Source organism: Gilvimarinus sp. 1_MG-2023 (assembly GCF_030548285.1).
The window spans coordinates 110,260-128,249 of sequence record NZ_JAUOSC010000001.1; the positions used below are offsets into that span (position 1 = coordinate 110,260).

Annotated in this window: 15 protein-coding genes; 9 read left to right on the forward strand and 6 right to left on the reverse strand. The window is 53.1% G+C overall.

Annotated elements, in window-relative coordinates; genetic code table 11:
- Window positions 1-195 precede the first annotated feature (195 nt).
- On the forward strand, window positions 196-3,213 hold the full coding sequence (locus Q4563_RS00465; RefSeq protein WP_303603245.1) for a hypothetical protein: 3,018 nt from the start codon (window positions 196-198) through the stop codon (window positions 3,211-3,213).
- A gap of 59 nt (window positions 3,214-3,272) precedes the next feature.
- Here Q4563_RS00465 and dapD read toward each other — a convergent pair whose 3' ends face one another.
- From dapD to map, 6 genes are all read right to left on the reverse strand, one after another.
- Window positions 3,273-4,307 carry a 2,3,4,5-tetrahydropyridine-2,6-dicarboxylate N-succinyltransferase gene (dapD, locus tag Q4563_RS00470; RefSeq protein WP_303603246.1) on the reverse strand — a complete coding sequence of 345 codons (1,035 nt, stop codon included), beginning with the start codon at window positions 4,305-4,307 and terminating at the stop codon, window positions 3,273-3,275.
- A gap of 15 nt (window positions 4,308-4,322) precedes the next feature.
- On the reverse strand, window positions 4,323-4,676 hold the full coding sequence (locus Q4563_RS00475; RefSeq protein WP_303603247.1) for an ArsC family reductase: 354 nt from the start codon (window positions 4,674-4,676) through the stop codon (window positions 4,323-4,325).
- Between the two features lie 123 nt (window positions 4,677-4,799).
- Window positions 4,800-5,471, reverse strand: coding sequence for an endonuclease III (gene nth, locus Q4563_RS00480; RefSeq protein ID WP_303603248.1), 672 nt, complete (start codon window positions 5,469-5,471; stop codon window positions 4,800-4,802).
- 2 nt (window positions 5,472-5,473) lie between these two features.
- A complete protein-coding gene (dapC, locus tag Q4563_RS00485; RefSeq protein WP_303603249.1) occupies window positions 5,474-6,670 on the reverse strand; it encodes a succinyldiaminopimelate transaminase in 1,197 nt (398 codons plus the stop codon).
- 24 nt (window positions 6,671-6,694) lie between these two features.
- A complete protein-coding gene (locus Q4563_RS00490) occupies window positions 6,695-9,394 on the reverse strand; it encodes a [protein-PII] uridylyltransferase (RefSeq protein ID WP_303603250.1) in 2,700 nt (899 codons plus the stop codon).
- A 3-nt stretch (window positions 9,395-9,397) separates the two neighbouring features.
- On the reverse strand, window positions 9,398-10,168 hold the full coding sequence (map, locus tag Q4563_RS00495; RefSeq protein ID WP_215977300.1) for a type I methionyl aminopeptidase: 771 nt from the start codon (window positions 10,166-10,168) through the stop codon (window positions 9,398-9,400).
- 384 nt (window positions 10,169-10,552) lie between these two features.
- On the opposite strand from map, the gene rpsB reads away from it, so the two are divergent.
- The 8 genes from rpsB to rseP all read left to right on the forward strand — a co-directional run bounded on the left by rpsB (window position 10,553) and on the right by rseP (window position 17,984).
- Window positions 10,553-11,296 carry a 30S ribosomal protein S2 gene (rpsB, locus tag Q4563_RS00500; protein WP_215977301.1) on the forward strand — a complete coding sequence of 248 codons (744 nt, stop codon included), beginning with the start codon at window positions 10,553-10,555 and terminating at the stop codon, window positions 11,294-11,296.
- A 109-nt stretch (window positions 11,297-11,405) separates the two neighbouring features.
- Window positions 11,406-12,275, forward strand: coding sequence for a translation elongation factor Ts (gene tsf, locus Q4563_RS00505; RefSeq protein WP_303603251.1), 870 nt, complete (start codon window positions 11,406-11,408; stop codon window positions 12,273-12,275).
- Between the two features lie 140 nt (window positions 12,276-12,415).
- The gene (gene pyrH / locus Q4563_RS00510; protein WP_215977303.1) at window positions 12,416-13,159 is read left to right on the forward strand and encodes a UMP kinase; all 744 of its coding nucleotides are present in this window, start codon (window positions 12,416-12,418) and stop codon (window positions 13,157-13,159) included.
- On the forward strand, window positions 13,149-13,706 hold the full coding sequence (frr, locus tag Q4563_RS00515; RefSeq protein WP_215977304.1) for a ribosome recycling factor: 558 nt from the start codon (window positions 13,149-13,151) through the stop codon (window positions 13,704-13,706). Before pyrH ends, frr begins: the two co-directional genes overlap by 11 nt.
- Before the next feature lie 158 nt (window positions 13,707-13,864).
- Complete coding sequence (gene uppS, locus Q4563_RS00520) at window positions 13,865-14,578, forward strand: polyprenyl diphosphate synthase (RefSeq protein ID WP_442903696.1); 714 nt, start codon at window positions 13,865-13,867, stop codon at window positions 14,576-14,578.
- Window positions 14,571-15,419: a phosphatidate cytidylyltransferase gene (locus Q4563_RS00525; protein ID WP_303603253.1), complete on the forward strand. Its 849-nt coding sequence runs from the start codon at window positions 14,571-14,573 to the stop codon at window positions 15,417-15,419. The genes uppS and Q4563_RS00525 overlap by 8 nt, the downstream gene beginning before the upstream one ends.
- A gap of 2 nt (window positions 15,420-15,421) precedes the next feature.
- On the forward strand, window positions 15,422-16,621 hold the full coding sequence (gene ispC, locus Q4563_RS00530; protein ID WP_303603254.1) for a 1-deoxy-D-xylulose-5-phosphate reductoisomerase: 1,200 nt from the start codon (window positions 15,422-15,424) through the stop codon (window positions 16,619-16,621).
- Between the two features lie 7 nt (window positions 16,622-16,628).
- On the forward strand, window positions 16,629-17,984 hold the full coding sequence (gene rseP / locus Q4563_RS00535) for an RIP metalloprotease RseP (RefSeq protein ID WP_215977308.1): 1,356 nt from the start codon (window positions 16,629-16,631) through the stop codon (window positions 17,982-17,984).
- Window positions 17,985-17,990: the final 6 nt, after the last annotated feature.

Sequence of the window (17,990 nt, forward strand, 5' to 3'; positions counted from 1 at the left end):
AGTGAAACAAAAGCGCGATTATACCGAGTTTGGCCCGCCAAGTAGAGAGCTGTGAGCCGGTGATTGCCCTTTGCTTGGCTGCGGCTTGCTTTCGCAGGCGCTTTGGGTAAAAGTGAAGCAAATTGACAATCAAATATCCGTTATAGTCGCCGTTGTACTTGTGGGCGTTCTGACTAAAACAAAAAGAGTCTGTCTATGTTTAAACTTGTGTTTAATGGGGAGCTGCAATCGGGAGCGCAGCAAGCGCAGGTGGTCGCGGCGCTGGCCAAACTGCTGAAAACCGATGCCGATAAAATTCAGGCCAAGCTCTTTGCCGGCAAGCCGGTGACGCTCAAGCGAGTGACCAGCCATGCCGAGGCGCTTAAATGGCAGAGGGCGTTTGCCAAAGCCGGAGCGGTTTTGGCTATCGTCGAGCAAGAGGCGGCCTCGGAGGTGACTTCACAACAAGCAGTCGCCCAACCACCAACCGCTGAGGACAATCGAGCTTCAGAGCCGGAGCAGCCCGATACGTCCGCACACGAAGCGGCCGCAGCAGGGCCAAATCACTCGCAGCCGAAGTCGCGCAAACGGCTCTATATTGGGTTGGGTATTTTGGCCCAGTTGATTATTGCGGCGACTGTGATCGCGCTTTGGTACGCCAGGCCACTGTGGCAACCTGCCGCGCTCAGTGATAGCCAGCAAGCACTGGGTTCGGCCATGGTGACTGATGAGAGTTTTGCCATCGCCCGTTTGGATGTGCAACGACTGAATGCTCTAGAGGGCCTGTCCGGTGATGAATTCGATTTACAGGCTCTACCCGTGGGTGAGGGGGTTGTGAATTCGCTGGCGCGTTCCGGGCTGAACATCAGAGCGGATGTCGATACTGTTTGGCTGGCCGGTTATTTAATAAACGATAAACCGGCGAGTATTTTGTTGGCAACGGGGCGCTTCGACTCCGCGCGTCTGACAACGTGGTTTTCCGAGCGGTATGAGGTGGATCAAACCTTGAGCGATGGCGTCGTTTTTCGCCCCGTGGATGAGACCAATTGTGAAAAAGGCGAACCCGTTCGCGCGTTTGTCTCGGACAACCTGGTGTTGCTGGGGGATGTCGAGCAAGTGGGCGAGGTGCTGGAGCGAATGGCACAGCAAACCGCCGCCAGTGACCGGGTGGCTCGCTGGTTTGCCGTGAGCGATTCGCAGCTTGCATCGGCCGCCGTTTTTGCCCCGGAAAACATTGGTCATACATTGTCTGGCCTACCGGGCATGATGCTCGGTGGTATGGGGCGCGCCGCGGCCCCCGCCGATGGTTTGTACTTTGGGGTGGAGCCCGTTGTTTTGCCACCAGGAGTTGAGTTGCAGGTTGTTATCGAAAGCGACGATGCTGAATTTATTCAAAAAACCGACACGGCGCTAACTACAAAGTTACAAACGCTGCGCGCCTCGGCCGAGATCAATTACCCAGAAACCGTCAAGCTGTACGACCGCCTGAGCGTTTCTCGCACCGATGCCGGGGTGCAGGCCGCTATGCGTTTCGACCAGCATTTGCGCACCGAGTTGTCCACTTGGTTTACCTCGCTGTTTGCCGGCGCTATTTCGTCCAATGATGATTCCGCTCCGGTGAGTGAGCAATTGGATGAAAACCCACCCGTCTTTGGCTCCGCCTCGCCGGCGCCGCAGACGCTGGAGTCGTCAAGCCCCGCCTATTCGGACCCATTTTTTCAATTTAGCAGTAACGCCGGGCCTTTTGCCTTGGGCGTGCAGACGCTTGAGCTGAGCGATGCCAATACCATCGCCATTGGTTTGGAGGCGCGCGCTTATGACTTACCTAATTTAGCGTCGCGTGGTGTGGCGGCGCGCATGGTATTAACCGATATTATTAACCGTGCCGGTGACAGCATTATGCCGCCGCTAGAGTGTGGCCAAGCCGATAATCGTGAGCCGGTCGAGATAGGTCAGGTCATGACTTACAACCATTATGTGGATGGCGACAGCCTGAGCGGCCGGTATGTGAGCGGCAAAGCCAGTTATACCTTGCCGGCAAGTATGGATGTGAATGATATCGGTCAGCTGCAAGGCTATATTGATTATCCAGCGGTGACATCGGTGGAGACGATTACGCTAAAACAACCGCTCGCCGGTCAAACGATAGAGCGCGATGGTTTCAGTTTGCGTTTTACTCAAGCCGGCCCCAATGCCGTGAGTTACCTTTATCAGGGCGAGCCGGGTAGGTTATTGCATATCGCCGGTTTGAACGCTCAAGGTCAAGCACTGGCGAGTGGCGGTGCCATGTGGGGCGGCGTGATGTTTGGCTCGGGACAGACCGCCAATGTCGACTTTCAAGGCGAGGTGGCAGTGGTGAATGTCATCTTAGCTCAGGACCTTCGTCCCCAACGCTTTGATTTTACGCTACAGCAGGTGGTGCCCGAATTTAAGCCAGATACTGGATTTAGTCATCAGCGTGAGCCGATTCAGTGGACGCCGGAGAGCTGGACGAACGTTTTATCCGGCGAGCCGCCAGCGGTGAGTTATCGCTGGAACAAGCCTGTGCTTGAGCAAGCGGTCGGCCCCATGACGTTAGCCGTTTATGACGCCTCCGCCAATGAACACTTTGGGGTTCAATTCAATGCAGAGTTGTTTGTCGATTATAATCTGGCACTAACCGGCCTACTGAGCCCTGGCCGGTTAGTGGTGGAGTCGGTGGCAGCTCCCATCAGTGATGAAACTATTGAGTCTCCAAATATTGAGACACCATTAAGCGCACCACTGTCGTTTGCGCTCGATGGTGGTATGTGGGTAAACGGCGTTTATCAAAAAGACGACGAGAAAAATTGGGTTAAAGCGCGTGTTGATCTTCGTGAGCGGGCGCTAAAGTTGGCCTCGCTCGGTGCCATGTCCGGTTACGTTGAGCTTAACCTACCGCTGGCAAGCGTTACCGAGCAAGTGCCGTTTACATTGGGTCAGCAGTGGCGGCGCGATGACTTGACGCTAACCGTGAGTAAAATAGAGGCAGGGGCGGCTTATCTGTCTTTCGATGGCAATTTGTCGCCGCTGATATCCGTGCAGGGCAAGAAAGAGGGCGAGTCGGTAACCGAGAGCGCAGAGCTGCACTCAATGTTCGGCGATGCTTCGGTTAAGCTCACATTAACCGAGTTGCCTGATGAGCTAGTCATCACCGTAGCCACGCAAAGTAAGCCGCAGCGCTTTGACTTTGAGTTATCGTTGCCGACAAAGTGATCTTTGATATGCAAAAAAAACCGGCCAATAGGCCGGTTTTTTTTGCGATTAAAAAACGCTTAAGCGTTTTTGTGCAGCTCTTCGTTCAATTGAACCTTAGACTTGTTGGTCAAACATTCAATGCAGCCATTTTGCGAGTTGCGGCGAAACAGTAAGTCAGATTGGTTGGCCAGATCGCGCGCTTTAACGACATCGACGGTAGCACCTTTATCGTCCAGCAGAGTCACCTTGGTGCCGGCGGTAATATAAAGGCCTGACTCAATAGTGCAGCGGTCACCTAAAGGAATGCCGGTACCGGCGTTGGCACCGAGCAAGCATTCTTTACCGACACTGATAATAATATTGCCACCACCGGAAAGGGTACCCATGGTGGAACTGCCGCCGCCGAGATCTGAACCAGACTCGACAAATACGCCGGCAGAAATACGGCCTTCAATCATGCCCGGGCCAGCGGTACCGGCATTAAAGTTAACAAAACCTTCGTGCATGATGGTGGTGCCTTCGCCTAGGTAGGCGCCCAAACGAACACGGGCAGTGTGGGCGATGCGCACTCCGGCCGGTACAACGTAGTTGGTCATCTTGGGGAATTTATCCACGCAGGCAACGTCCAGCAGTTCGCCGTTCAGGCGCGCTTGCAGTTGGCGCTCGGGCAGCTCTTCTAAGTCGATAGCACCTTGGTTGGTCCAAGCCACGTTTTTCAGTGCGCCAAACAGACCGGTTAAGTTGGTGCCGTGAGGCTTAACCAAGCGGTGAGAGATTAAGTGCAGCTTTAAAAAGCCTTCGGGCACATTGGCCGGCGCTTCATCGTTGGCCAAAACGGTGGCCACTAAAGGACGGTTACCGGTGGCCAGTTTAGCGGCAACGGCGGCTTGTTCGGTGTTGCCGGCTTTGGTGAGAGCGTCGGCCAGTGCCTGTGCTTGGCTGGCGTCAATCGCCACCACTTGGTTGCCAGCGGCATCACCAAGTGTGTCGGTAATAGCTTTGCCGGTAGCGGCATCTGGGTTGAGCAGGGGCGCCGGGTAAAATACTTCCAGCCATTCGCCTTTGCTGTTTTGGGTGCCGACGCCGAGGCCGACGCTGTATAAATCAGTCATGAGAAATCCTATCGATCAATTAAATAGAGTTTGGTAGTGCTCGGCTTTAAAGCCTACATGCACCTCGTTACCTAAGGTTAAAACGGGGCGCTTAATTAAAGTTGGGTTGGCCAGCAGCAGCGCGGTGGCCGTGTCGGCATCTAACGCTTGTTCTTTCTCGCTATCGGTCAGACCCTTCCAGGTGGTAGAGCGCTTATTAACCAGCGTCGCCGTATCGGTCGCATCGAGCCAGTTTTGAACTTGCGCGGCACTGAGCCCATCGCTGCGAATATCGTGGAATTGAAAATTTATACCTGCTTGCTCCAGCCATTGGCGGGCCTTTTTGACGGTATCGCAATTTTTAATGCCGTAGAGCATAGCGTCGCTCATTGCGGGTTCCTCAATGGTTACAAGAGTATTCGGTACGCTTAGAGCGTTCGTTCGCTTTAGGTGCCGAGGAAAATCGGCGGCTATTCTAGCACGGGGCGAGCTCGGTAAGAATAAGCGACGCAGTTAAGGCTTGTGGAGTTTTTTCGGGTGTTTGCGCGCCGGGTAACAGGTGCGGCAAATGCCGCAAACCCGGCCATCGCAACCGCGCGCAGAACAGTGCTCGCGGCCGTAGAAGATGATTTGCAGGTGCAGCTTATTCCAGTGTTCCTGTGGGAAAAGCCGCTTTAGATCTTTTTCCGTTTGCACCACATTTTTACCGCTGGTTAGCCCCCAGCGTTGAGCCAGACGGTGAATATGGGTGTCGACCGGAAAGGCGGGGACGTCAAATGCTTGCGCCATCACCACACTGGCGGTTTTGTGGCCGACGCCGGGCAAGCTTTCCAGTGCTGCCATATCGGCCGGCACCTGACCGTCAAATTCGTTGACCAACCGTTGCGACAGCACCGAGATTGCCTTGGATTTTTGCGGTGATAACCCACAGGGGCGAATAATGGCTTTAATGTCCTCTACCGCCACCTTAGCCATATCGTAGGGGTTGTCCGCCAGTTGCCATAGTGCCGGGGTAATTTGATTGACGCGGGCATCGGTACACTGGGCGGATAGCAGTACGGCCACCAGCAAGCTGTAGGCGTCGAAATGATCCAGTGGTACCGGTGTCTCGGGGTAGAGCTCATTCAGCGTTTGCTGAATGTAGTGCACCCGCTCAGGTTTGCTGAGGTTTTTGCTTTCGTTCACAGCTACAGTGACTCAACACACGTGCGAATACGGCGCGCCGCTTCAATGCACTCGGCCTCGGTGGCGACCAGTGCCATACGTACATAGTTCTCGCCAGGGTTAAGGCCGTCGGCTTGGCGGGATAAGTAGGCCCCGGGCAGAACCGTGACATTGTGTTCGGCGAAGAGTTTTTGCGCGAAAGCTTCACCGGAGATGGGCAGCTTGGGCCAGAGGTAAAAGCCCGCTTCGGGGCAGCTTACATCGAGACAGCCGCCCAACTCTTTTAAAACAGCCTTGAACTTGGCGCGGTAGGCGTCGCGGTTAGCAAGCACGTGGCTTTCATCTTGCCAGGCCGCAATGCTGGCCAGCTGATTGGGGACCGACATGGCGCAGCCGTGGTAAGTGCGGTACTGCAAAAATTTCTTGAGAATGTCGGCGTCACCGGCGACAAAACCTGAGCGCAGGCCGGGCAGGTTGGAGCGTTTTGATAAGCTGTGAAACACCACGCAGCGGGCAAAATCGTGCCGGCCCATGGCGCTGGCCGCTTGCAGCAAGCCCGGCGGTGGAGCATTCTCATCTTGATAGAGTTCGCTGTAGCACTCATCGGAGGCGATGACAAAATCGTAGCGATCGGCCAATTCAATTAATTGTTGAAATTGCTCGGTACTGATAACAGCTCCGGTGGGGTTGCCCGGCGTGCACACATAAAGCAGTTGGCAATCGCGCCAGACACTGGCCGGCACGGCGGCAAAGTCGGGGATAAACTGATTGTCGGCAGTGCAGTTTAAAAAGTGGGGTTTGGCTCCGGCTAAGAGCGCGGCACCTTCGTAGATTTGATAAAACGGGTTGGGGCTGACTACCAGTGGGTTGGCCGTCTGGCGGTTAACCACCGCCTGAGCAAACGCAAACAGGGCTTCGCGCGTACCGTTAACGGGTAAAACTTGAGTTTCAGCGCACAGCCCTGAACTTAATTGAAAGCGCTTGTTCGCCCATTGGCTGATGGCCTGGCGCAATTCGGGCAGACCTTTGGTGGCCGGGTAATTGGCAAAGCGGCCTAGGTTGTCAGCGAAGGTTTGCAAAACAAACTCAGGGGGTTCGTGTTTGGGCTCGCCAATGGACAGTGCGATATGCGCTAAGTGTGCGGGCGGCGTAATGCCGCCTTTTAATTCAGCCAGTTTTTCAAACGGGTAGGGGTGCAGCTGTTGTAAATCCGTGTTCATGGTTTTGCGAATGCTCTAATACGGTTAGTAGCCCGCCGCTTGGTCGACGCGATCGTCCAGCTGGCGACAAATTTCTTCTTGCAGGCGTTGGCATAATTCTGGATCGGCCAGTGGCTGCTCTTGATTGTCGGTGATATAAAAAATATCTTCGACGCGCTCACCCAGGGTGGCAATTTTTGCGTTCTGTAGGTGCAAATCAAACTGAATAAAAACGCCACTGATGCAGGCCAGCAGGCCCGGTCGGTCGGGGCTGATGACTTCCAGCAGGGTGTAGCCACTGGCGATGTCGTTGCGAATGATCGTGCGCGTGGGCATGGTAAAATGTTTAAGCCGGCGCGGTGTTCGGCGCGAACAGGTGGAGGGCGCCTCATCCATTTGCTCCAGTTCGGTGGTCAAGTGCTTGTGCAGTCGTTGCAGGACCGCGGGGTCGGTACCCAAGGGTTCGCCATCTTGGTTGAGGACGAAAAATGTATCCAAGGTAAAACCTGACTTGGAGCTGTAAATTCGCGCATCTTGCACGCTTAAGTTTAATTGATCTAAGGCGGCGGCCATGGTGGCAAAAACCTTGTCACGACCCTTGCAGCGCACAAAGATTTGCGTGGCGCCTTCCAGTTCGCGACTGGATGTTTCCTGAATCAAAATTAAGGGTTTGGCTGGATTTTCCTGCATCAGAATCGCTTCGGTGTGCCAGGCGATATCGAGCATGCTTTCGCGTAAGAAGTAATCGTCGTCCACGTCTTCCCACACCGAACGGCATTGTTCGGCGCTGATGTCGTGGCGACTTAAGCGCGAGATGGCACCTTCTTGCGTTTCTTCAATCCAGTCTTGTTTGTCGATGGGGTTTTCTAAGCCGCGTCGTAAGGCGCGCTTGGTTTCTAAGTACAGAGTACGCATTAAGCTGGCGCGCCAAGTATTCCATAGATCTGGATTGGTGGCGTTAACATCGGCTACGGTGAGTGCGTAAAGGTAGTCGAGGTGTAACTGATCGCCGACAATGAGAGCAAAATTATGAATAACGTCCGGGTCAGAGATGTCTTGTTTTTGCGAGACCGCTGACATTAGTAGATGTTTTTCTACCAGCCAGCTAATCAGTCGGGTTTCGCGTGGCGATAGGTTGTGGCGCTCGCCAAATTCGCGGGCATCCACTGCGCCCAACTCTGAGTGATCGCCGCCGCGGCCCTTGCCGATATCGTGATAAAGTCCGGCCATCAGGACCGTTTCAACTTTGGGTAAACGGCGCATAACATGCCAAGCCACTGGGTAATCTTCTTTGGCTTGTGGTTGCAAAAAATTACACAAGTTTTGCACAAGTAGCAGGGTATGAGCATCGACTGTATAAATATGAAATAAGTCGTGTTGCATTTGTCCGGTCACCCGGCCAAATTCGGGCAAGTACAATCCCAGTACGCCGTAGCGCGACATCCGTTTTAAAATTTCGACTAAGTCTTCGGGGTAGCTAAACAGCTGCAAAAATAATTGCTGATTTTCGGGTTTGAGGCGATAGTTCTCGTCGATTAGATAGCGGTTTTCGCGCATTAGGCGAATAGTGGAGGCGCGCACGCCTCTAATGCTTGGGTTTTGCGCCATCAGTACAAAAATTTCTAACAGTGCCGATGGGGATTCTTCAAACACATAGATATGGCTGACTTCAATATAGTCATCGCGGCGCTGAAATCTTTCATTGATTGGAGTGACGGTTTTTTTCACCCCTTTTTGCAAAATGGCCTCGTACAAAAATTGCAAAAGCACATCGTTAAGTTCGCGCAGCGACATCACTAAGCGATAATAGTGATGCATGAATTGCTCGACTGCGAGATTCTCATCGTTGTCTTTGTAGCCGAAAAGCTGGGCGAGTTGACGCTGGTGGTCAAACAGTAGGCGCTCTTCGGGGCGCCCGGCCACCATGTGTAATCCGTAGCGTACTCGCCAGAGAAATTCTTCGCCGTTTTGTAATAGAGAAAACTCTTCTTCGGTAAAAAAACCTTTGCCGTCGAGCTGTTTTAAAGTCTTGACCGCAAAGTAGCGCTTGGCAACCCAGCCGATCATTTGAATGTCCCGCAGGCCGCCCGGGGCATTTTTGATATTCGGCTCTAGGTTGTATTCGCTGTTTTTATATTTTTGATGGCGAGCGTTTTGTTCGTTGAACTTGGCTTTAAAAAATTCATCCGCGGGCCATAGGTTGCGTTCTTGGCTGAGCTTTTCTAGAGTGGCTCGCATTTTTGAATCGCCCACTAATGTGCGCGATTCCATCAAATTGGTGCCAACGGTGATGTCTTCAGCGGCGATTTGCAGGCACTGTTCAATGGTGCGCACACTGTGGCCAATTTCCAGACCGATATCCCACAAAAGGGTTAGCAGCTGCTCTAAGTTATCTTTGCACTCGGCTTCGATGCTCTCATTGAGCAGTATCAGTAAGTCTATATCTGAGTGCGGGTGTAACTCGCAACGACCGTAGCCGCCGACCGCCTCTAGGCTTATACCTTCCGGCCAGTCGAATTGATGCCAGACGTAGTGAAGTATGCAGTCTATAAAAAGGGCGCGTTCGTGAATCAGCGCACGTATATCCTCACCCTCTTTAAAGCGTACATCAAATTGGGCGTTGGCTGCGGTAATGGCGTCTTTAAAGACCCCGATTACCGGCTGGCTTACGAGCGCCTGCCGGAATCGGGTTTGGTCAAAAAAGAATAGAGGGCGAGTAAAATAGGGCAGGCTGTCGGCGGCCATGTATTAGAAAGACTCCTCGGTGCGAGCGGTTAAAACTTCAACGCCATCGGCGGTGACGGCCATGGTGTGTTCCCATTGAGCAGAAAGGCGCCCGTCTTTGGTTTCGACAGTCCAGCCGTCGCGCTTGAGCTTGGTGCCGGCTTTACCGGCGTTAATCATGGGCTCGATGGTGAAGGTCATGCCTTCTTTCAGCTCAAGGCCGGTGCCGGCCTTGCCGTAGTGGAGGATTTGCGGTTCTTCGTGGAAAACTGTGCCAATGCCGTGACCACAATACTCGCGTACTACCGAGTAGTAGTTTTTGGCGGCGTGTTTTTGAATGACTTCGCCAATATCACCCAGGCGGCAGCCGGGCTTAACCAGCTCGATACCTTTATATAAACACTCCTGGGTTACCTCTACCAAACGTTGGGCGTGGGGGGCGACATCGCCGACAAAGTACATTTTACTGGTGTCGCCGTGGTAGCCCTCAAAAATCACGGTGACATCGATATTAATAATGTCACCGTTTTTAAGGATTTTTTTCTCTGAAGGTATGCCGTGACAAATTACATGATTGACTGAGGTGCATACGGATTTAGGAAAGCCACGGTAGCCCAAGCAGGCAGGAATTGCTTTTTGTTCGTCGACAATGTAGTCGTGGCAGAGCTTGTCGAGCTCGGCGGTACTCACTCCGGGCTGCACATAGGGCCCAATCATTTCCAGCACCTCGGCGGCCATGCGGCCGGCGATGCGCATTTTGGCGATATCTTCCGGTGTTTTAATCGATACGGTCATGGTGTCTCGCTTTACCGGCGCAATCGTGGTGCGCCCTTGGTCTAAAAACCCCTAGTTTAACGTACCCGAGCTTATGACTACAGTAGGAGAGGTTGTTCATTGGAGATTATTGGACGATTTGTACGCTATTTGGCTGTGGCGGCCAAAGGCTGGGTGGGGTTGCGAGCCGCAGTGGTGCGAGTGAATTCAGGGCGAAAGCGATGAAAAGCTTTATTGTCAGTTATGGTTGTGGTATAAAGCGCGCCTCTCGTCATTCTGGCCGTGATAATGGCCTGCGAGAGTTAACTTAAACGTCACACATACACCGTCACGTTCAACCTGGGTGCCCTGCGGGGTTGGTTAGCGGGGTGTATGGAGGCCTAACCCGATAGACAGGAAAAGATTATGCCTACAGTAAGCATGCGCGATATGCTGCAAGCCGGTGTCCATTTTGGTCACCAAACTCGTTACTGGAACCCAAAAATGGACCGTTTCATTTTTGGTGCTCGCAACAAGATTCATATCATCAACCTCGAGCACACCGTTCCCGCGTTCAACGAGACTCTGGAGCACGTCAAGAAGCTGGCGTCACAGAAGAAGAAAATCATGTTTGTTGGCACTAAGCGCGCCGCTCAAAAAATCATCAAAGAGCAGGCCGAGCGCACTGGTCAGCCTTTTGTTAGCCACCGCTGGTTGGGTGGTATGCTGACCAACTTCAAAACCATTCGTGCCTCTATCCGCCGCTACCGCGAGCTGGAAGCGCAATCGAAAGACGGTACTTTCGATAAGCTGACCAAAAAAGAAGCGCTAATGCGCGCCCGCGATATGGCCAAGCTGGAATGCTCCATTGGTGGTATTAAAGATATGGCTGGTCTGCCAGATGCATTGTTCGTAATCGACGTGGATCACGAGCGTATTGCGGTTCAGGAAGCCAACAAGCTGGGTATTCCTGTTATCGGTGTGGTTGATACCAACTCTAACCCCGATGGCATTGATTACGTTATCCCAGGTAACGATGACGCCATTCGCGCTATTCGCCTGTATGTAACCGCGATTGCCGATGCTTGCGCCGAAGGCGCTGCACAGGCGCAAAGCGTGCCAAACAAAGACGAGTACGTCGCAGCTGACGGCGAAGCCGCCGCTGAGTAAGCGCCACTGACCTGTCATCTTTTCAGGTTAGATTGTACTCAAGGGGGGTAAACCGGTGGTTTACCCCTTTTTTCAAACGAATTTAGATATATTTTGAGAGGATAGATACATGGCAGCTATCTCTGCTTCAATGGTTAAAGATCTGCGCGAGCGCACCAGCCTTGGCATGATGGAGTGTAAAAAAGCTCTGAAAGAAGCCGGTGGCGATATCGAGCTGGCAATTGAAAATCTGCGCAAGGCCAGCGGCTTGAAAGCCTCGAAGAAAGCCGGTCGTACCGCTGCTGACGGTGTTGTTAGCGCCAAAGTGGCCGACGATAACAGCTACGCCGTACTGGTTGAAGTGAACAGCGAAACTGACTTTGTGGCTCGCGATGAAGGCTTTTTGGCTTTCGTTAACACCGTGGTTGAAAAAGCGTTCGCCGACAAGCAAACCGATGTCGCCACTCTGATGGCCGGTGAGCTTGAGTCTGCTCGTGAAACTCTAGTTCAAAAAATTGGTGAAAACATCAATGTTCGTCGCGTTAACTTGGTAGAGGGTGGCGTGATTGATGCGTATGTTCACTCTAACAACCGTTTGGCGGCTGTGGTTCAGCTCGAGGGCGGCAACGCTGAGCTGGCGCGTGATGTAGCTATGCATGTTGTAGCGGTTAATCCTCAGGTTGTAAGACCAGAAGATATGCCAGCTGACATCGTTGAGAAAGAGAAAGAGATTATTAAGGCTCAGCCTGATATGGAGGGCAAGCCCGAGGCTATCGTTGAGAAAATGATGGGCGGTCGCATTAAGAAGTTCCTGAAAGAAGGCAGCCTGCTGGAGCAGCCTTTTGTTAAGAACCCAGAAGTGACTGTTGGCAAGCTGGCCGAAGAGGGTGGCGCTACTGTCACCAGCTTTACTCGCCTTGAGGTGGGTGAAGGTATTGAGAAGGATGAGACTGACTTCGCTGCCGAGGTTGCCGCACAGGTAGCTGCCTCTAAAGGTTGATCAAATCTTCGCCGCCTGGCGGCTTCTTTGTTCGATCCATCGAATAAAGCTCCCTAAAAAGGAGGTCGGATACCCATCCGGCCTCCTTTTGTTGTAAACTGCCCTCCGTTTTTCGTCACCACTTCGTCAGGAGCGCACCCATGGCCAACCCTCGTGAAAAAAAGTATAAGCGGATATTGCTGAAACTCAGCGGTGAAGAGCTGATGGGCGCAGAGGGGTTCGGTATCGACCCCAAAGTATTGGATAAAATGGCTCTGGAAGTCGGCCAGTTGATCGGCATTGGAGTGCAGGTGGGCTTGGTGATTGGTGGCGGCAATCTATTTCGCGGGGCGGCGCTCAATGCCGCTGGCTTGGATCGGGTGACTGGCGACCATATGGGCATGCTGGCGACGGTTATGAACGCATTAGCCATGCGTGACGCGCTGGAACGCTCTAATATCTCCTCGCGTGTTATGTCCGCTATCCCCATGAGCGGTATTGTCGAGCATTATGATCGCCGCCACGCTATCCGCTGCTTGAACGCAGGAGAGGTGGTGATTTTCGCAGCCGGTACCGGCAACCCTTTCTTTACCACCGATTCGGCCGCTTGTTTGCGCGGTATTGAAGTCGAGGCCGATATTGTCCTTAAGGCCACTAAGGTGGATGGCGTTTACAGTGCCGACCCAATGAAAGACCCCACAGCCACCAAGTACGATCGTCTTACCTACGACAAAGTGCTGGAGGATAAGCTGGGGGTCATGGATTTAACAGCGATCTGCCTGTGTCGTGAACACGATATGCCAGTTCGCGTATTTCGTATGAATAAAAGTGGCGCTCTGCTGAATATTGTAGTGGGCAGTAGCGAAGGCACCTTGATTGAGGAGGGGGTAACCCATGTTGAATGATTTGAAAAAAGACGCCGAAGATAGAATGCAAAAAGCGGTTGTGGCTATGGGTAACAACCTGAATAAGATTCGTACTGGCCGGGCGCACCCGAGCTTGCTCGACGGTTTGACTGTACCTTACTACGGTGCTGATACGCCGCTGTCGCAAGTGGCCAACATTATGGTAGAAGATGCTCGAACCCTATCGGTTAAACCTTGGGAAAAGCAAATGGTGCCAGAGATTGAAAAAGCCATTATGAAGTCGAACCTGGGTTTAAACCCATCCACTTCAGGGGACAATATCCGCCTGCCGCTGCCCGCTCTGACCGAAGAGACGCGCAAAGGTTACATTAAGCAGGCTCGCGCCGAGGCCGAAAATGGCCGTGTCTCCATTCGCAATGTTCGTCGCGATATATTGTCTGATGTGAAAGCACTGCTTAAAGATAAAGAAATCAGTGAAGATGACGATCATCGCGCACAGGACGATGTGCAAAAAATCACCGATAAATACATCGCTGAAGTGGATAAAATCCTAGCTCAAAAAGAGCAGGAGCTAATGACCGTTTAAGTACAGTCAGTAGAGCCGGGCAGGCCCAGCCCGGCTCTCACTCGAGTTTGCCAGCACTATCACAATAACGCTCGGCAGCTTTTTGTTAATAGGGGCAAGATTCATCAGCCCAGGAGCGAGTTGTGTCCGGCAGTCCGTTACGTCATATCGCCATCATTATGGATGGCAACAATCGCTGGGCTAAGCAGCGAGATCTCTCTGGTATTGCCGGCCATAAAGAAGGCGTAGAGCGTATTCGCGAGGTGATGTCGTCGTGCCAAGAGCTGGGTGTCGATGTGCTAACGCTCTTTGCCTTTAGCAGTGAAAACTGGAAACGACCAAAGCGAGAAGTGGATGCGCTTATGTCGTTGTTTCAGTTGTATCTCAAGCGCGAGGCTAAAGACTTAAAAAAGCGCGGAGTGCGCTTGCGTGTGGTGGGAAACAGAAGTCAGTTTAGCACCGCACTCAACTCGGCTATCACCAAAGCGGAGCAATTAACCGATGTGGCTGAGGCCAAAACAACCTTGGTGATTGCAGCCGATTACGGTGGGCGTTGGGATATAGTTCAAGCTGCCGCGCGCCTGGCTGACAGAGTTGCAGCAGGAGAAATCACAAGTGCCGACATTAATGAGCAGACTTTTGCCCAGAGTACCGCTCTGGCGCAAATGCCTGAAGTTGATTTGTTGGTGCGAACAGGAGGGGAGCAGCGTATCAGTAACTTTGTATTGTGGCAGGCCGCTTACGCCGAACTGCATTTTTCACCCGTGCTGTGGCCAGATTTTAATGCAGATCATTTAAAACAAGCCGCTCAAGATTTTCATTCGCGCCAGCGCCGCTTTGGGAAAACCCAAGAGCAGTGTGAGCCCCAATCTCACGGTGGCCACCATGCTTAAGCAGCGTGTAATAACAGCTATAGTGCTAGCCGCGGTTTTTCTGGGTGTTTTATTTTTTCTGCCAATACCGTTATTTCCTGCATTCGTCGCGACCATTGTGCTGATTAGCGCCTGGGAGTGGGCTAACCTGTGTGGCTTTACTGCCCTGTGGCAGCGGGGGTTGTACGTAATCTTTCAAGCCGCTGCTATTGCTGGGGCTGCACTCTATGTGGGAGCGCTGCCGCTGGGGGGGGCTACCCCTATTGATGCGGAGCTACACTACCGTCCAATATTGATAGCTGGCTGTACTTGGTGGGCTCTGGCATTGCTCTGGGTGCAGGGGTATCCCGCCAGCGCTCTGCTTTGGCGACATCCGGCGCTACGGGCGGTGATGGGCTTTTTTGTATTGGTGCCCACTTGGGCGGGATTAAGCTATGTGCGCCTGCAAGAGCAGGGCGCCTGGCTCGTGCTGATGATTGTGGCAGTGGTGGCTACAGCCGATATCGGTGGTTATTTTGTTGGACGCCGTTTTGGACAGCGCAAACTCGCGCCTAACGTGAGTCCGGGTAAAACGTGGGAAGGCTTTTTGGGTGGAGTGTCGGCCAATGTATGCCTGGCGCTGCTGGTTTGGTTTTTTACCGGTCAGGCGTTGTGGGCCATTATAGCGCTGGTACTGCCGACCTCACTGGTGTCAGTACTAGGTGATTTGTTAGAGAGTATGGTTAAACGCGAGCGCGGCATTAAAGACAGCAGCGCTCTGCTGCCCGGCCACGGTGGAGTGCTCGATCGGGTCGATAGCCTGACCGCGGCGGTGCCTGTGTTTGCTTTGGCCTTAACCGCCGTTGATGTGACCCTGGGATAGCTATGCAGAGGGTTACCATTCTTGGTTCCACCGGCTCCATCGGTGTCAGTACATTAGATGTACTGGCAAGGCATCCGGAGCGATTTGAGGTGTTTGCCCTTACCGCAGCTACACGTTGGCAGCCACTACTCGAGCAATGTTTGGCTTATACACCGCAGTACGCCGTGATGAGCGACCCGAGAGCGGCAGAGCAATTGCGCCAAGCGTTGCAGCGTTCGGGCTCAAAGGTGGAAGTGTTGTCCGGCACCGAGGCGCTGGTGGCTGTAGCGCAAGATTCGTCCGTCGATACGGTAATGGCCGCGATTGTTGGCGCCGCCGGCCTATTGCCCACCTTTGCCGCTGTAAAGGCCGGAAAGCGTGTGCTTTTAGCCAACAAAGAAGTGTTGGTGATGGCCGGTCATTTGTTTATGGCCGCAGCGAAAACCCATGGCGCGCAGATATTACCGATCGACAGTGAGCACAACGCTATTTTTCAGTGTTTACCTTTAGCGGGTCCTCTAGCTCAAGGAATTGCACTGGCAGAGCTTGGGGTCAGCAAAATCGTGCTAACGGCCTCGGGTGGGCCCTTTCGCCAGCTGCCGTTGTCACAGCTATCGCAAGTCACCCCCGAGCAGGCCTGTAATCACCCTAATTGGAGTATGGGCCCGAAAATCTCAGTAGACTCAGCCACTATGATGAATAAAGGGTTGGAGTTTATAGAGGCTTGCTGGCTGTTTAATGCCCGCGCACGGGATGTCGAGGTGGTTATTCATCCGCAGAGCGTTATCCACTCAATGGTAGAATATGTGGATGGCTCAGTCTTGGCACAGCTGGGCAACCCGGATATGCGAACGCCTATTGCTCATGCACTGGGTATGCCCGAGCGCTTACCCTCGGGAGTAGAGCGGCTCGATTTGGTGCGCAGTGCCAGGCTCGACTTTGAGGCGCTCGATGAGGAGCGTTTCCCCTGTATGACTTTGGCGCGCCAAGCCGCCGAACGTGGTGGTACTTGTCCGGCCATACTCAATGCCGCCAATGAAGAAGCCGTGGCCGCTTTTTTAGCCAGCCAATTGCAATTTAATGACATTGCCCAAGTGATCGCGGCGGTGCTCGATAGTGTGGAAAGCGCTGAACCGGTCAGCCTAGATGCTGTCCAACAAGCCGATTTGTCCGCGCGTCAGCGTGCTCGGGTCGCGATTCAACAAATAAGCGCCAAACAATGAGGGTGACGTGAATATAGTACAAATGGTGTTTTGGTTTTTCGTTGCCATTTTAATTTTGGTGACCGTGCATGAGTTTGGTCATTTTTACGTGGCTAGACGTTGCGGGGTAAAAGTACTGCGTTTTTCGGTGGGCTTTGGCAAGGTACTGTTCAGTCGCCGGGATAAACAGGGTACAGAATATGCCTTCTCGGCCATCCCGTTGGGCGGTTACGTCAAAATGCTGGATGAGCGCGAAGGTCCGGTGCCCGAGTCAGAAAAACACCTAGCGTTTAATAATAAAAGTGTTGGTCAGCGCATTGCTGTAGTGCTGGCCGGCCCAGCTGCCAATTTGATATTGGCGGTCTTGTTTTTTTGGCTGCTTTTAGTCGTCAGTGGTGAGCGCGGTGTGGCGCCCATTATTGGCGAGGTAGCCCCGAACTCGGTTGCGGCGGCGGCCAATCTTGAGGTGGGCCAGGAAGTACTGAGTGTGGATGGCGTCACCACCACCTCCTGGCAGCAGGTGCAAAAGCAACTGCTGCGCAGGTTGGGTGAAAGCGGCCAGCTCAGCTTTACCGTTCGCTACCCACAATCGGATTTACAGTACCAGTCCGAGGTGGAGTTAAATGCTTGGCTGCGCGGCGCTGCAGACCCGCAGCCGCTGGCCGGTCTTGGCATAACGCCGTATATCCCGGAAGTTCCCGCTATTGCCGGGCAGGTGCTGGAAGGCTCGCCCGCCGAACGCGCTGGATTGCAGAGCGATGACAAGATAATTCAAGCAGGCAATACACCCATTGGCAGCGCCCAAGACTGGATCGATTATGTCAAAGCGAGGCCTGATCAGACCTTTACTGTACGCATTGAGCGCGGTGGCCAGGTACAGAATTTATCCATGACGCCTGAGCAAATCAGCGAAAATGGCGAGGTGTTCGGCCGGGTAGGGATGGGATTTGCCCCCTATGAGTGGCCCGATGAGTTTATCCGACACTGGGAATATTCCGTGGTGGGAGGATTTATTGCCGCTGTGGACCGAACCTGGGAAACTTCTGCCTTTGTTTTGATGTCTGTTAAGAAGCTGATTTTTGGAGAGATTTCCACAAAAAACTTGAGTGGAGCTATCACCATTGCTAAGGTTGCGGGTTCTGAGGCTGAAAATGGCTGGCGTAGCTTTCTACGCTTTCTGGCCGCTCTTAGTGTAATGCTCGGTGTCTTCAACTTACTCCCTATTCCTGTGTTGGATGGTGGTCATTTGATGTACTACCTCGCAGAACTGGTAAAAGGCAAACCTGTATCGGAAAAAGTGCAGGTAGTTGGGTATCAGTTGGGGCTTGTGATGGTAATTGGTTTGACTCTGTTGGCGCTCTATAACGATATTATGCGGCTCTAACTCCGA